This is a genomic window from Streptomyces sp. NPDC037083, assembly GCF_055606485.1.
Genome location: NZ_JBVJSQ010000012.1, coordinates 221,687 through 236,928, shown reverse-complemented (window position 1 = coordinate 236,928; position 15,242 = coordinate 221,687). Strand labels below are relative to the sequence as shown.

Sequence of the window (15,242 nt, the reverse complement as noted above, 5' to 3'; positions counted from 1 at the left end):
CCCACAGTCCGCCGCTATGCACGACACGCGGCGGCGAACGATGGTTGTGCGCCTACCCCGGCTCACCTTCGTCCATCAGGCGCCGCTCCCTTTCCCCGGTCCCGATCGGTCTGGCCGTCCCTAGCGTCCCAGGCGTCCGCGGACCATGCCGACGAGGGAGTTGAGCTCCTCGATGCGCATGCGGCGGGCGGCGACGAAGAAGACACCGAGCAGCAGGGCGCCGCCGGCCAGCAGCGCGGCGAAGGAGCCGAGAACGCCCTGGCCCAGGCTGTGGCCGATGGCGTAGCAGGCCGCGCCGCTGATCAGGGCGGCGGGCACGGAGGCGATGCACAGCCGGGCGTACGTGCGCAGGACGTGGGAGCCGTCGAGGTCGCCGCCGAGCCGCTTGCGCAGCCGGTTCCAGGCGACGCCGACGCCGATCGCGTAGGCCAGGCCGTAGGAGGCCGCCATGCCGACCACGGCCCAGCGGGCGGGGAGGACGAAGTAGCAGACCGCCGAGGCGCTCGCGTTGACCGCGGCCACGATGACCGTGTTGTAGAAGGGGGTGCGGGTGTCTTCGTAGGCGTAGAAGGCGCGCAGGACGACGTACTGCACCGAGTAGGGGATCAGGCCGAGGCCGAAGGCCATCAGCATGAAGCCCATGTTCGTGGCCTCGCTGGTGCCGGAGGATCCGAAGATCAGCGTGCACATCGGGATGCCGAGCGCGACGAAGCCGAAGGCGATCGGCACGATCGCGACGGCCGTGGTGCGCAGGCCCTGGGAGATGTCGTCGCGGACCGCGCCGCCGTCGCCTTCGGCCGCCGAGCGGGAGATGCGGGGCAGCAGGGCGGCCATCAGGGAGACCGTGATGATGGCCTGCGGCAGGCCCCAGATCAGCTGGGCGTTGGCATAGGCCGCGAAGCCCGTGCCGTCGACCGGGGAGTCCTTGCCCGCCGAGGTGGACAGCTGGGTGACGACGAGCGCGCCGGCCTGGTTGGCCAGGACGAACAGGACGGTCCACTTGGCGAGCGTCGCCGCCTTGCCGAGACCGTGACCCTTCCAGTCGAAGCGCAGCCGCAGTCGGAACCCGGTCTCCCGCAGGTACGGGATCATCGCGAGGGCCTGCACGACCAGGCCGAGCAGGACGCCGATGCCGAGGAGCCGCTCGCCCTCCGGCGGGATGGTGGTGACCTTCATGCCGGAGTCGGCGGCGGTGCCGTAGACCCAGATGAACATGCCCAGCGTCACGATGATGACGATGTTGTTGAGGACCGGCGTCCACATCATCGCGCCGAACTTTCCGCGCGCGTTGAGGATCTGACCCATCACCACGTGGACGCCCATGAAGAAGATCGAGGGCAGGAAGTAGCGGACGAAGGTGATGCCGACCTCGTTGGCCGCCGGGTCGCTGGCGACCGAGCCGGACAGCAGACGGATCAGGACGGGCGCCGCGGCGACCGCGGCGACCGTGAGCAGGCCGAGCGCCACCATGACGAGCGTGAGCAGCCGGTTGGCGTAGGCCTCGCCGCCGTCCTCGTCCTCCTTCATGGCCCGCACGAGCTGGGGCACGAAGACGGAGTTGAGGCCGCCGCCGATGGTCAGGATGTAGATCATCGTCGGCAGCTGGTAGGCGACCTGGAAGGTGTCGCCGAGCAGGCCGACGCCCAGCGCCGAGACGATCAGCGCGGAGCGGACGAAGCCGGTGAGGCGGGAGACCATCGTGCCCGCCGCCATGACGGCGCTGGACTTCAGCAGGCCCGCTGCGCGACCGCTCTTCTTCGCCGTGGCGGGGGCGGCGACCGCGGCGGGAGCCGTGTCCGGTGTTGCGGTGAGGTTCATGGTCTGGTCGGTCGCCGGGCCGGCCGGCGCCGGAGCCTGGTAGTGCTGCGGGGCTTCCGGGCCGCCCGGAGCCTGCGTCGGGCCCGGGACCGCCGGGGGCTCCGCCTGCGGGCGGGAACCGCTCTGCTCCCGGTGGTCGCCCTGCTGCTGGTAGCCGCTCTGCTGCTGGTCACGGAAGAGGTGGGCGAAGGCGTCGGGCTGGTGCTGCTGCTCGCCGGCGTTCGTCACGAGGTCGTCCACGCCCACGAACTGGGTCGTACGGGGGTCGTCGCCGTACGGCAGGTACTGGGTGGGGCCCTCCGGCTCGGGCGCCGGTGTCTGGGCCCACACGTGGGGGTCGGGGGCGTACGGGGACTGCGGGGGCGGGCCGTACAGCGGCTGCTGCGGCTGGTAGGCCTCCGGAGGCGGCGGGGGGTGCGCGGCGCGGTCGTAGAGCGCCTCGGCGACCGGGTCCTGCGCGGTGAGGTCCTGAGCCCGGTAGGGGTCCTGGTCGTAAGCGTCCTGGAGGTACATGTCCGCGGGGTGCTGCGGCGGCACCTGGCCATGCTCGGGCGGCGGGCCCTCGGGGTGCCCCGAGCCGCCCGCGGCCCGGCCGCGGTCACCGTCGTACGGCGCGTTCATGGCTACCCCACCTCATCGTCCCGGGCCCACCGGCCACGACAGTCCTCAACGGTCCACTCTCTCACCCGTGCCGGACGGGTCTGCGCTTTCCGCTGCGGTGTCCGGGGTCCCGTCACTCGGCTGCTCAGGGTCGTCTGCCCCGGCCGCGGCGCCGGACTCGTCATCATCGGAACGATCCCGGGGTCCCGCCGGGTCCTGCGGAGCGGGGGGCACGTCCGCCGCCCCGTCCGGCTCGTCGGAGCCGCCGGCGCGGGCCCCCTCGGCCTCGCGGGCCGCGGCACGCTTGCGCTGGGTGTACATGCGGAAGCCGGCCAGCACCAGCAGCAGGACACCGCCGCCGATGACCAGCATCACCGTGGCGGTGATCTCGGTGACCTTCACGTCGAAGGCGACCCCTGTGCCGTACTTCTGACCGTCCTCGGTGTACAGCTGGGCGAGCACCCGCGTTTGGCCGTTGACCTTGGCGGACGTGGTGAACTTCACCGTCGAGGTGTGGCCGCCGGAGACCGTGATCGGCTGCTCGTCGTAGGCTTCGCCGCCGATCTCCAGACGGGTCGGGTTCGTCGAAGTGAGCCGCAGCACGAGGTGGTCCACGCCCTGCACCAGGTTGTTCTGCACGGTCACCGGGATGGTCGCGCTGCGTCCGGAGAGCTTGGTGTCCGACTTGTCGATCAGCTTCACCTGACCGGTGAGGGTGTCGAGGTACACCTGCACGCTCTGGCGGAACGCGTTCGCCGCGGTGCTTCTGCCCCGCCACGACGTGGACGTCTCACGGTTTATGGCCCGCCCGAAGGGGGTCACCACCCGGGCTTCGTTGGCGAGGATCACCTTGAAGTTGTCGAGCTTGTTCTGGGTGTCCGCGATCTCCTCGAAGGCCGACCGGGGCAGCTCCCACTTGCGCAGCGAGGAGGGGTACGCCGCCCGCGACGGCACCTTCGTGGTGGCGGCCGGGTCGGGCTTGGCCTTGGCGGCCGCCGCGAGCTGCTGGGGCTGCGACCAGGCGCTGCCCTGGAGCGCCGCGACGGCCTCCGCGAGCGACCGGGCCTGGCTCGCGGTCGGCATGCGCTGTGGGGCGACCACGATGCTGCGCACCTTGTCCGTCTGCAGGTTCAGCTCAAGGCTCTGCGCGAGGAACTCCTGCACGGCGAGCGTGGACGCGGACGCTGTCGAGAGATCGCCCTCGAACACCGTCGACAGCCGCGAGTCCGCGACGACCGCCGTGGTGCCGCCGCCGATGGGCCGGGCCGCGGAGGGGGTGTAGGACAGGTCGCCGGTCTCCGCCAGGCTGTCGCTGCGCGCGATCACCTTGTCGGCGCCGGCGGAGGTGGCGACCTTGACGATCGACGGGTCGACGGCGCCGTCCACCGGCCACGCGAAGTCGGTGTTCGGGGTCACGTGGAGCACCGTCTCCACCGTGGTGGCGGCGACGTCGGTGGCTTCCTTGAGCTGGCTGAGCGAGCCGGCGACACCGGTGCCGTTGTGCGCGAGCGAGGCCAGGTCCGGATCGGCGAAGGGCAGCGCGACGACCTCCTTGCCGGTCACCGCCTCCTGCAGTTCGGCGAGCCACTGCTTGGCGACCGCCTGGTGGGTGCCGGCCGTCGTGGTGTCGCCGTCGCCGCGGATGCGGTAGCTGCCGGTCATGGCGTCGACGGACGCCAGCAGGTCCGGGTCGATCACCCAGGTGACGTCGAGTTCCTTGCCCAGCGTCAGCATCTGGTCCAGGCGGCCGCCGGGGGCGATCTCCTTGGCCAGGTCCTCGTTGAGGAAGACCGGTGTCTGCTGTGCGTTCGAGCCGGTCTCCGCGGTCATGTGGACGGCGGACGTCAGCGGCCACAGCACGGTCGTCGGTGTCCGGGTGTCGGCCTCGCCGGCCTGCCACGGAAGGAGGGTCCGCTGGACGCCCAGGACCTGATCCCACTGCTGTGCGGACGTCTCGCCCGAGAGGGAGACGCCCAGCGGGTAGACGCCGTCCTCGTGGAGGTCGAGCTTGTCGACGGGAACGGAGATGCTGAAGTGCTGGGCCACGCCGGGCGAGAGCTTGGCGAACTTGGCGACGTACTTGCCGCCCACCTTGGAGCCGTCGTCGCCGGGGAGGGCGTCGGCCCGCTTGGCGGCCCTGTCGATCGCCGAGCGGGTGGCGAGCGCGTCGCCCACCCGCAGGTCCACGTGGGCGGCCGTGACCGTCTGCTTGCCCTTGTTGGTGACCGTGCCGGAGACCGTCAGCGTGTCCCCGTCGCCCGGGGCGGCAGGGCTGAGCGAGTCGATGGCGACGGCCACCGTGCCGCTGTCGGAGGCCTCCCTGGGAGCGGCCTGGCCGGCGGCCTGAGCGGTGGAGGCGGGCAGCTGGAGCAGGCCGGCCAGCAGAGGCGCCCCGGCGAGCAGTGCGCCGGTGCGCCGCAGCCACCGGCGGGCAGGTGAGGGAGTCATCCCCGGAAAGTCTGCCGCCTCGGCCACGCCTTCGCCCGTCCCTCGTCGTCGTCAGTGGTCGTCGGAATGTGCGTCCACGCATCGTAACGATGCGCGCTGAGGGGAAGTGCCGCGGACTGCTCCCCAAGATCGCGGAAGAGGGTCGTGGTGTCCGCTATGTATGCATATAAGGAGAAGGGCTGCAATAGGGGGCAAAAACCTCTCTTGCCCTCTTATGTATGGAGGTGGCCCAGTGCTCCAAAACGGGGCGGCCGTGGCTCGCCGGGCCACGTACCCTCTTCTGTTGTGCCGAACGCCAACGAAGACAACCTCAGTGTCCTGAGCCAGGTGCAGCACCGCGCGGTGAGTGAGCTGCTGCGGGTGGCTCCTGTCGCCGACGACCTCGCACGCCGCTTCCAGGAGGCCGGGTTCTCTCTCGCCCTGGTCGGCGGCTCGGTCCGGGACGCGCTGCTCGGGAGGCTCGGCAACGATCTGGACTTCACGACGGACGCCCGGCCCGAGGACGTCCTGAAGATCGTGCGGCCGTGGGCGGACGCCGTCTGGGAGGTCGGGATCGCCTTCGGCACCGTCGGCGCCCAGAAGGACGCCCGCGTCGAAGGCGTCGACCGGAGCTTCCAGATCGAGGTGACGACGTACCGCTCCGAGGCGTACGACCGCACCTCGCGCAAACCCGAGGTGGCGTACGGCGACTCCATCGAGCAGGACCTCGTGCGGCGGGACTTCACCGTGAACGCCATGGCCGTGGCGCTGCCCGAGAAGGAGTTCATCGACCCGCACGGCGGCCTCGGCGACCTCACGGCGCGTGTGCTGCGCACCCCGGGCACCCCCGAGGAGTCCTTCTCGGACGACCCGCTGCGCATGATGCGTGCTGCCCGCTTCGCCGCCCAGCTGGACTTCGAGGTCGCTCCCGAGGTCGTCACGGCGATGCAGGAGATGGCCGCCCGTATCGAGATCGTCTCGGCCGAACGGGTCCGGGACGAGCTGAACAAGCTGATCCTTTCCGACCAGCCGCGCAAGGGTCTCTCGCTGCTGGTCGACACCGGCATCGCCGACCGTGTGCTGCCCGAGCTGCCGGCCCTGCGGCTGGAGAGCGACGAGCACCACCGCCACAAGGACGTCTACGAGCACACCCTGATCGTTCTTGAGCAGGCCATCGCCCTGGAGGAGAACGGGCCCGACCTCGTGCTGCGGCTCGCCGCGCTTCTGCATGACATCGGCAAGCCGCGCACCCGTCGCTTCGAGAAGGACGGCCGTGTCTCCTTCCACCACCACGAGGTGGTGGGCGCGAAGATGACGAAGAAGCGGATGACGGCGCTGAAGTACTCCAATGAGCTGGTGAAGGACGTCTCTCGGCTCGTCGAACTCCACCTGCGCTTCCACGGCTACGGCACGGGCGAGTGGACGGACTCCGCGGTGCGCCGGTATGTGCGGGATGCCGGGCCGCTGCTCGAACGGCTGCACAAGCTGACCCGCTCGGACTGCACGACGCGGAACAAGCGCAAGGCGACGGCGCTCTCGCGGGCCTACGACGGGCTGGAGGAGCGGATCTCTCAGCTTAAGGAGCAGGAGGAGCTGGACTCGATCCGTCCCGACCTCGACGGCAACCAGATCATGGAGATCCTGGGCGTCGGTCCCGGCCCCGCCATCGGCAAGGCGTACAAGCACCTGCTGGAGCTCCGCCTGGAGAACGGGCCGATGGAGTACGACGCGGCGGTGGGGGCTCTCAAGGAGTGGTGGGCCGAGCAGGGCTGAGGCGGGAAACGGGGTCATGTTTCACGTGAAACATGACCCCGTCGATGCGGTGGGCGGACATGCGAAGGGGCGGTGTTTCACGTGAAACACCGCCCCTCTCCGCGACTGCCTTACTTCGAGTAGTCCTTCAGGCAGAGCAGGAAGTTGCTGCCGTCGCCGCTCTCGGTGTACGAGTACTGGAAGTCCTTGGCCTTCTCTTCGCACTTGCTGTCGGCCGTGAGCTGCGTGTACGTGCCCTCGACCTTCGCCAGCACGATGTACTGCGCCTTCCCCGAGTCGCACTTGACGACCTCGAGGTCGGGGTTGTTGTCGTTGCTGCTACCGCGGTGCATGCAGTCGCCGACAGCCGCCGTGTTGGCGTCGTCCTGGCTGGATATGTAGGCGGCGATGGCCGCACCGATGACCGCGAGCACGATGACGACGTTCTTGACCAGCTTGAAGCTGACCTTGCGACGGGGCTGCTCCGGCGGGACCGCGCCGTAGGGAGCGGTGGGGTAGCCGCCCTGCGGCGGGTACGGGGCCTGGCCCTCGGGCTGGGCGTAGGGCTGCTGTCCCTGCTGCGCAAACGGGTTCTGGCCCTGGGGCGGCGGAGTCGACACTTGGGGTCCCCCTAGAAAACTTGGACGTGTGGCGCGAATTAAACGCGCGAAGTAAGACGCACGTAAGTTACCGGGAGCCACTGACAACCTTGTAGCCGAGGGGGAGTCTGTGTCATTGATGTGACACTTACTGGAGAGCAAAGCGGGCCATAGTGCCAGCAATTGCTCCGTAGATAACGGCGACTGTGACCACCAGCGCCGCTGAGCGCCCGTCAGGCGGCAGCATCAGGGCGGCAACACCGGCGGCTCCGACGAAGGCGACGTTGAACAGCACGTCGTAGAGCGAGAAGATCCGGCCGCGGAAGGCGTCCTCCACGGAGGACTGGATGACGGTGTCGGTGGCGATCTTCGCGCCCTGGGTGACCACTCCCACCACGAACGCGGCGACGAACGTGGTGACCTGAGTGAAGGGAAGCATCAGGACGAGCTCCAGCACCGCGGCCGCCGTGGCACACAGGACGATCCATTTCACCGGACCCAGCCGGCCCACCGCTGAGGGCGTCACCACCGCCGCGACGAAGAAGCCGACGCCGGAGACGCCCACCGCCAGTCCCAGGAGGGCCAGTCCGGCGTCCGGGTCGGACGACCAGGCGTACCGGCACAGCATCAACACCATGACGGTCAGGGCGCCGTAGCAGAACCGCATCAGCGAGATCGCGCCGAGCGCCCAGGCGGCCTCCCTGCGCTTCGGCTCGGTCAAGTGACGTACGCCCGCCGCCAGACCGCGGGCGATCCCCCCGAGCGCGTCCGCAAGCCGGGTCCGGCCGAGATCGTCGTCGGGGCCCAGCAGGTTCGCGGCCATCGACAGGGACACGAGCGCGGCGCACAGATACAGGGCGCACGCCAGCAACACCACCGCCGCGTCGGAGTCCGCGACCACCAGGCGGACGACGAAGGCGAGACCGCCGCCCGCGACCGCGGCCAGCGTTCCGGCCGTCGGCGAGAGGGAGTTGGCCATCACCAGACGCTCGCCGTCGACCACGCGCGGCAGAGCGGCCGAGAGTCCGGCGAGGACGAAACGGTTGACCGCGGTGACACACAGCGCGGAGGCGTAGAAGAGCCAGTCGGGGACATGGCTGAGCATCAGGACGGCCGTCGCCGACGCCAGCAGCGCGCGCAGCAGGTTGCCGTGGAGCAGAACCTGCCGACGGCGCCAGCGGTCCAGGAGGACGCCCGCGAAGGGGCCGACCAGGGAGTAGGGCAGGAGCAGGACCGCCATGGCGGACGCGATCGCGGTGGCCGAGGTCTGCTTCTCCGGGGAGAACACGACGTAGGTGGCGAGCGCGACCTGGTAGACGCCGTCCGCGCACTGGGAGAGCAGTCGTACGGCGAGCAGGCGCCGGAAGTTCCTCAGGCGCAGCAGTACGCGCAGATCACGGACGACGGCCATGGGGCACAGCCTCACATACGGGGAGGGTCCCCGGGTCATGTGACCCGGGGACCCTTCTCAGCCCTGGCAGGAGCGAATTTTCCAGGCTGCCGCCTCGGCACGCGATGCTGTGCCGGGGCGTTGTGCGGCGCTGTGCCGACCTAGCGCTCGACCTCGCCGCGGATGAACTTCTCGACGTTGTCGTACGCCTCGTCGTCGAAGTACTGCACCGGCGGGGACTTCATGAAGTAGCTCGACGCCGACAGGATCGGGCCGCCGATGCCGCGGTCCTTGGCGATCTTCGCGGCGCGCAGGGCGTCGATGATGACGCCGGCCGAGTTCGGGGAGTCCCAGACCTCGAGCTTGTACTCCAGGTTCAGCGGGACGTCACCGAAGGCGCGGCCCTCGAGGCGGACGTACGCCCACTTGCGGTCGTCCAGCCAGGCCACGTAGTCCGAGGGACCGATGTGGACGTTCTTCTCGCCCAGGTCGCGGTCGGGGATCTGGGAGGTGACGGCCTGCGTCTTGGAGATCTTCTTGGACTCCAGGCGGTCGCGCTCCAGCATGTTCTTGAAGTCCATGTTGCCGCCGACGTTGAGCTGCATGGTGCGCTCGAGACGGACACCGCGGTCCTCGAACAGCTTCGCCATCACACGGTGCGTGATGGTGGCGCCGACCTGGGACTTGATGTCGTCGCCGACGATCGGGACGCCCGCCTCGGTGAACTTGTCCGCCCACTCCTTGGTGCCGGCGATGAAGACCGGAAGGGCGTTGACGAAGGCGACCTTGGCGTCGATGGCGGCCTGGGCGTAGAACTTCGCCGCGTCCTCGGAACCGACGGGCAGGTAGCAGACGAGAACGTCGACCTGCTTGTCCTTGAGGACCTGGACCACGTCGACCGGGGTCTCGGCGGACTCCTCGATGGTCTCGCGGTAGTACTTGCCGAGGCCGTCGAGGGTGTGACCGCGCTGGACCGTGACGCCCTTGTTCGGGACGTCGCAGATCTTGATGGTGTTGTTCTCGCTGGCACCGATGGCGTCCGAGAGGTCGAGGCCGACCTTCTTCGCGTCGACGTCGAAGGCGGCGACGAACTCGACGTCACCGACGTGGTAGTCCCCGAACTGCACGTGCATCAGGCCGGGGACCTTGGACGCCGGGTCGGCGTCCTTGTAGTACTCGACGCCCTGCACCAGCGACGCCGCGCAGTTGCCCACGCCGACGATGGCTACGCGAACCGAACCCATTCCGGTTGCTCCCTGTGTGTACGAGTGAGGCCCTGAGTGGGCGCTCACGTGGCGGTTTCGTCGGGCGAATCCGTCCCGGGGGTGTCCCCGGGACGGGGCAGGCCGCCCGTCGATCCAAATGTGGTGTTCTGCTGAGCGGGCCCCCCGGACGCAAAACCCTTCAGGTCCCGTCCGGCCCGCTCGCTCTCGATGAGCTCGTTCAGCCAGCGCACTTCGCGCTCCACGGACTCCATTCCGTGGCGCTGGAGCTCAAGCGTGTAGTCGTCGAGGCGCTCCCGGGTGCGCGCCAGGGAGGCGCGCATCTTCTCCAGACGCTCCTCCAGCCGGCTGCGGCGGCCCTCCAGCACGCGCATGCGGACATCGCGCGACGTCTGCCCGAAGAAGGCGAAACGAGCGGCGAAGTGTTCGTCCTCGTACGCGTCGGGACCCGTCTGCGAGAGGAGCTCCTCGAAATGCTCCTTACCCTCCGCTGTCAACCGGTAGACGATCTTGGCGCGGCGCCCTGCGAGTGGAGCAGTGAGGGCGTCCTCAGGGGTGCTCCCCGGCTCTTCGATCAACCAGCCGTTGGCGACCAGCGTCTTGAGGCAGGGATAGAGCGTGCCGTAGCTGAACGCACGGAACACGCCCAGTGACGTATTGAGTCGTTTGCGCAGCTCATAGCCGTGCATGGGGGACTCGCGGAGAAGGCCGAGGACGGCGAACTCGAGGATGCCGGAACGCCGGCTCATCGTCGCCTCCTCTCGTCCTTATGTCGCGCTGATGTATCGACTCGATACATCAAGACGATAGAACGGCCTTCCGGTCGCGACAAGAGGGGGGGTGGTGAACGGGATCACATCACGGATTCGTTGCAGGCGAATTGCCCTATTTAGGGTGAACTTCAGGGCTAGGTGGGTTTTGACGGTGCGTAGTCTGTGCGCCATGCACACCACCGGGACCCATGAGACGCCGGGGGGCGTCGAGGTCCTCGGTGCAGTACGGGTGAATGCGCGACCGCCCGCATCCGTACTTCGGGGGGACAGGAAACCAGCCGCCTTTTCCAGGCGCGCACGGATGCGCCTGCCCGAGGAGTAATCGTTCGATGAGCGAGCACCGTCGCAAACCGCCGCAGCCGCAGGGAGGCGGACGTGCCGCGGCCCGACGCGGCCAGTCCGGTCCGTCCTCCGGCCGCCGCGCGGCACCGCGAGGCGCGACCGGATCTCCTTCCGACTACGGGTTGGGGCACGGGACCGGGAGCGAGGAGCAGCCATACGGCAGCCGCGCCGACGTCCGACGCGCGTCCCAGAGAAACTCGGGCGGGCGGCGCAGGGCAGCCGAGCCCGCAGCGGGCCGCCGCGGCGGCCCGGCCGTCCCCGGACGGGGCAGAGGACGGTCCGCGCCCGACCGTAAGCGTCTGATCGACTATCCGCGTGCCGACAAGTACGGCTGGCAGCGCTGGATGCCCTCCTGGAGGCTCGTCGCGGGCCTCTTCGTCGGCTTCGTCGGCAGCCTGGTGGCCGTGGCGGGCATCGGGTACGCCATGGTGGGCATCCCGGACGTCGCCAAGACGGCCACGGCGCAGAACAACGTCTACTACTGGAAGGACGGCAGCCAGATGGTTGCCACCGGTGGTGAGACGAACCGTCAGAACATCGGCCTCTCGCAGATCCCGGAGGAGATGCGCTGGGCGGTGATCTCGCAGGAGAACAAGACCTTCTACGACGACAGCGGCATCGACCCCAAGGGCATCGCCCGCGCCGTGTTCAACATGGCCCGGGGCGGACAGACGCAGGGCGGATCGACGATCACCCAGCAGTACGTCAAGAACGCCATGCTGAACGACCAGTCGCAGACGATCTCCCGGAAGTTCAAGGAGATCTTCGTGTCCATCAAGGTGGGCGCGGAGGTCGACAAGGACCAGATCATGGCCGGCTACCTGAACTCCGCGTACTACGGGCGCAACGCCTACGGCATCCAGGCCGCCGCCCGCGCGTACTTCAACAAGGACGCGATCAAGCTCAACCCGGGCGAGTGCGCCTTCCTCGCCGCCATGCTGAAGGGCGCCACGTACTACGACCCCGCCGGCACGACCTCCGTCGACCCGGTCGGGGCCACGTCCGCGGCCAACAGCAAGCGGGCCCTGCTCCAGATGCAGGACACCCTCGAAAAGATGGTCGAGTACGGCCATCTCGACGCCTCGGTGCGGGCGAAGTACACGACGCTCCCCAAGTGGCAGAACCCCCGCTCCAACACGGACCTGAAGGGCCAGGTCGGCTACCTCGTCGACCTCGCCAACGGTTACCTGGTGACCCACAGCAAGGAGACCGGGATCACCCAGGACCTGCTGCAGCAGGGCGGCTACTCGATCTACACGACCTTCGACAAGAACAAGGTCAACAAGCTCGAGGAGTCGGTCAAGAAGGTCCAGAAGGCCAACATCAAGCCGGAGCAGCGACCGGAGACGGACACCCACGTCCAGTTCGGCGGGGCGTCCGTGGAGCCGTCCACCGGTGCCATCAGGGCCATCTACGGCGGTGAGGACGCCACCAAGCACTTCACCGACAACGCGGACCAGACCGGCGCCCAGGTCGGTTCGACGTTCAAGCCGTTCGTGCTGGCGGCCGCGATGACCTGGGGCGTGCGCGACCCGGATCTGGGGTCCTCGCAGGCGCAGGACGAGCGCACCATCGTCTCGCCCAAGAGCCTGTTCAGCGGCAAGAACAAGCTCAAGATCAAGAACTACGACGGTTCGGTCTGGAAGAACGAGAAGGGCGAGGAGTGGCTCCAGACCAATGACGGCAACGTCTCTCTCGGGACCCCTCCGGAATACAAGATCGATCTGCGTGAGGCGATGCGCGAGTCCGTGAACTCCGCCTTCGTGCAGCTCGGCATGGACGTGGGTCTGGACAAGGTCAAGGAGTCCGCCGTCAGTGCGGGGCTGAAGGAGTCCAGCCTGACCAACAGCGGCTTCCCGTCGTTCTCGATCGGCATCTCCGACCCGAGCGCGATCCGGATGGCCGGCGCGTACGGCACCTTCGCCGCCAGCGGCAAGCAGGCCGATCCGTACTCGGTGGAGAAGGTCACGAGCGAGAAGGGCCAGATCTTCACGCACGAGAAGAAGACGAAGCAGGCGTTCACCGCGAAGGTCGCCGACAACGTGACCGACGTCCTGAAGACCGTGGTCGAGGACGGCACCGGTACCAACGCCCAGCTGCCGGGCCGCCAGGTCGCGGGCAAGACCGGTACCACCGACGGCAACAAGTCGGCCTGGTTCGTCGGGTACACCCCGCAGCTGTCGACCGCCGTCACCATGTTCCGCTACGACGACGACGAGTCGAAGAAGGACCGTACGTTCCTGAAGATGTTCGGAACCGGTGGCCAGAAGAAGATCCACGGCGCTTCGTTCCCGGCGCAGATCTGGCACGACTACATGTTGGAGGCGCTGAAGGGCACGCCTGCGAAGGACTTCCCGGAGCCCCAGCCCATCGGTGAGGTCGTCAACGCGGAACCGTCCCCGACTCCGACTCCTTCGGCGACCGAGACCGAGGAAGAGGAACCGTCGGCTTCCCCATCCCCGAGCGAGACACAGGTGGAACCCTCACCCTCGGCTTCGGAGACCTGCTCCAACTTCTTCGACTGCAACAACACCGGCGGTGGGGCGACCAACGGAAACGACACCGGTGGGACAGGCGACATCTCTCCGACGCCGACCACCACCGAGTCGAACGGCAACTCCAGAGGCAACGGAAACGGCGGCATCTTCGGAGGCCCCGCCGGCTAGCCGCGCTGTCGCCCGGCTTGGGTGTTTCACGTGAAACATGCGTATGTTTCACGTGAAACGAGGGCCGCTCCACCGGACCGGGTGGGGCGGCCCTCGGCGTTTTCCTAGGTCCGTACGGCAGGATGGCGCCCATGCCCAGTGCAGAATCCTCGCCGGCGCGCGTGCACGAGCCGGATCCGGTAAGGCCGACCCATGACGACCCGGTCGCCGCGGCCGGCAGTGAGCTGATCGGCGGTCCCCTCGGTCGGCGGGCCCTGCTGGGGACGTCCTGGTGGACCCCCGTGCGGATCGTCGCGCTCGTGGCGATCGGGATGTTCGCCCTAGGACTGATCCAGAAGGCGCCCTGCTACAACGGGGGCTGGTTCTTCGGCGCCACGTCCCAGTACACGCACGCCTGCTACTCGGACATCCCGCACCTCTACCAGGGGCGCGGCTTCGCCGACGGGCTGGTGCCGTACTTCGACAAGCTCCCCGGCGACATGGACTACCTCGAGTACCCGGTGCTGACCGGCGTGTTCATGGAGGTGGCCAGCTGGCTGACGCCGGGCAGCGGCAGCATCCAGGACCAGGAGCAGTGGTACTGGATGGTCAACGCCGGGATGCTGATGGCGTGCGCGGCCGTCATCGCCGTCTGCGTGGTCAGAACGCACGCCCGGCGCCCCTGGGACGGTCTGCTGGTCGCCCTGGCGCCTGCCTTCGCTCTGACCGCGACCATCAACTGGGACCTGCTGGCGGTCGCTCTGACGGCCGCGGCGATGCTCATGTGGTCCCGGGGGCGTTCCCTGGCTTTCGGCGTCCTGCTGGGGCTTGCAACGGCCGCCAAGCTCTATCCCGTGTTCCTCCTCGGCCCTCTGTTCATGCTGTGCTGGCGCGCGGGGAAATGGCGGGACTTCGGCAAGGCGCTGGGTGGCGCGCTCGTCGCCTGGCTGGTGGTGAACCTGCCGGTCATGCTCTTCGCCTTCGAAGGGTGGTCGAAGTTCTACCGGTTCAGCCAGGAGCGGGGCGTCGACTTCGGCTCCTTCTGGCTGATCCTGGCCCAGAACTCCAGCGACCCGCTCACCACCGAGAGCGTCAACACCCTCGCCACGCTCCTCGTCGTGCTGTGCGCCGTGGGCATCGCGGTGCTGACACTGACCGCGCCCCGCCGCCCCCGCTTCGCCCAGCTGGCGTTCCTGATCGTGGCCGCCTTCATCCTCACCAACAAGGTCTACTCCCCCCAGTACGTCCTGTGGCTGGTGCCGCTGGCGGTGCTGGCCCGGCCGAAGTGGCGGGACTTCCTGATCTGGCAGGCGTGCGAGGTGGCCTACTTCCTGGGCATCTGGGGGTACCTCGCGTACACGATGAGCGGAGACGCCCACAAGGGGCTGCCGACCGACGGGTACCACTGGGCCATCGGTGTGCACCTGCTGGGGACGCTCTACCTGTGCGGTGTGGTCGTCCGCGACATCCTGCTGCCGGAACGGGACGTGGTGCGGCGGGCGGGCGACGACGATCCGTCGGGCGGCGTGCTCGACGGCGCGGAGGACGTGTTCGTCCTCGGGGCCCCGGCGCACCCGCCCCGGCACGCCTCCCACTTCGACGGACCGCAGGTGGAATGGGGCAAACAGGACGCCGTCGACCGTTCGCTGTGAGCGAACAGTAGCCGTCCGGGC

General features: G+C 68.7%; 9 protein-coding genes. 3 read left to right on the top strand and 6 right to left on the bottom strand.

Going from position 1 to position 15,242, the window contains the following annotated elements:
- Positions 1–120 precede the first annotated feature (120 nt).
- Together murJ and ACZ7DE_RS29535 are read right to left on the bottom strand one after the other, a co-directional pair.
- Complete coding sequence (murJ, locus tag ACZ7DE_RS29540; protein ID WP_470766413.1) at positions 121–2,439, bottom strand: murein biosynthesis integral membrane protein MurJ; 2,319 nt, start codon at positions 2,437–2,439, stop codon at positions 121–123.
- Positions 2,440–2,484: 45 nt separating this feature from the next.
- A complete protein-coding gene (locus ACZ7DE_RS29535; RefSeq protein WP_470766411.1) occupies positions 2,485–4,893 on the bottom strand; it encodes a DUF6049 family protein in 2,409 nt (802 codons plus the stop codon).
- Positions 4,894–5,151: 258 nt separating this feature from the next.
- On the opposite strand from ACZ7DE_RS29535, the gene ACZ7DE_RS29530 reads away from it, so the two are divergent.
- Positions 5,152–6,618 (top strand): CCA tRNA nucleotidyltransferase, encoded by a 1,467-nt coding sequence (locus tag ACZ7DE_RS29530; RefSeq protein ID WP_470766409.1) that lies wholly within the window; start codon positions 5,152–5,154, stop codon positions 6,616–6,618.
- A gap of 110 nt (positions 6,619–6,728) precedes the next feature.
- Here ACZ7DE_RS29530 and ACZ7DE_RS29525 read toward each other — a convergent pair whose 3' ends face one another.
- From ACZ7DE_RS29525 to ACZ7DE_RS29510, 4 genes are all read right to left on the bottom strand, one after another.
- Entirely contained in the window at positions 6,729–7,217 is a 489-nt protein-coding gene (locus ACZ7DE_RS29525; protein ID WP_470766407.1) for an LppU/SCO3897 family protein, read from the bottom strand.
- 127 nt (positions 7,218–7,344) lie between these two features.
- A complete protein-coding gene (locus tag ACZ7DE_RS29520) occupies positions 7,345–8,607 on the bottom strand; it encodes an MFS transporter (protein WP_470766405.1) in 1,263 nt (420 codons plus the stop codon).
- 140 nt (positions 8,608–8,747) lie between these two features.
- Positions 8,748–9,830, bottom strand: coding sequence for an inositol-3-phosphate synthase (locus ACZ7DE_RS29515; RefSeq protein ID WP_470766403.1), 1,083 nt, complete (start codon positions 9,828–9,830; stop codon positions 8,748–8,750).
- A 44-nt stretch (positions 9,831–9,874) separates the two neighbouring features.
- On the bottom strand, positions 9,875–10,558 hold the full coding sequence (locus ACZ7DE_RS29510) for a PadR family transcriptional regulator (protein WP_470766401.1): 684 nt from the start codon (positions 10,556–10,558) through the stop codon (positions 9,875–9,877).
- A 353-nt stretch (positions 10,559–10,911) separates the two neighbouring features.
- Here ACZ7DE_RS29510 and ACZ7DE_RS29505 point away from each other — a divergent pair, with 353 nt between their 5' ends.
- Together ACZ7DE_RS29505 and ACZ7DE_RS29500 are read left to right on the top strand one after the other, a co-directional pair.
- Positions 10,912–13,590: a transglycosylase domain-containing protein gene (locus ACZ7DE_RS29505; RefSeq protein WP_470766399.1), complete on the top strand. Its 2,679-nt coding sequence runs from the start codon at positions 10,912–10,914 to the stop codon at positions 13,588–13,590.
- 131 nt (positions 13,591–13,721) lie between these two features.
- The gene (locus ACZ7DE_RS29500; protein ID WP_470766397.1) at positions 13,722–15,221 is read left to right on the top strand and encodes a glycosyltransferase family 87 protein; all 1,500 of its coding nucleotides are present in this window, start codon (positions 13,722–13,724) and stop codon (positions 15,219–15,221) included.
- Positions 15,222–15,242: the final 21 nt, after the last annotated feature.

Excerpts from the sequence above, each read along its gene's own strand:
- murJ (WP_470766413.1), bottom strand. The coding sequence starts at position 2,439 with ATGAACGCGCCGTACGACGGTGACCGCGGCCGGGCCGCGGGCGGCTCG.
- ACZ7DE_RS29510 (WP_470766401.1), bottom strand. The coding sequence starts at position 10,558 with ATGAGCCGGCGTTCCGGCATCCTCGAGTTCGCCGTCCTCGGCCTTCTC.
- ACZ7DE_RS29500 (WP_470766397.1), top strand. The coding sequence starts at position 13,722 with ATGCCCAGTGCAGAATCCTCGCCGGCGCGCGTGCACGAGCCGGATCCG.
- ACZ7DE_RS29520 (WP_470766405.1), bottom strand. The coding sequence starts at position 8,607 with ATGGCCGTCGTCCGTGATCTGCGCGTACTGCTGCGCCTGAGGAACTTC.
- ACZ7DE_RS29505 (WP_470766399.1), top strand. The coding sequence starts at position 10,912 with ATGAGCGAGCACCGTCGCAAACCGCCGCAGCCGCAGGGAGGCGGACGT.
- ACZ7DE_RS29515 (WP_470766403.1), bottom strand. The coding sequence starts at position 9,830 with ATGGGTTCGGTTCGCGTAGCCATCGTCGGCGTGGGCAACTGCGCGGCG.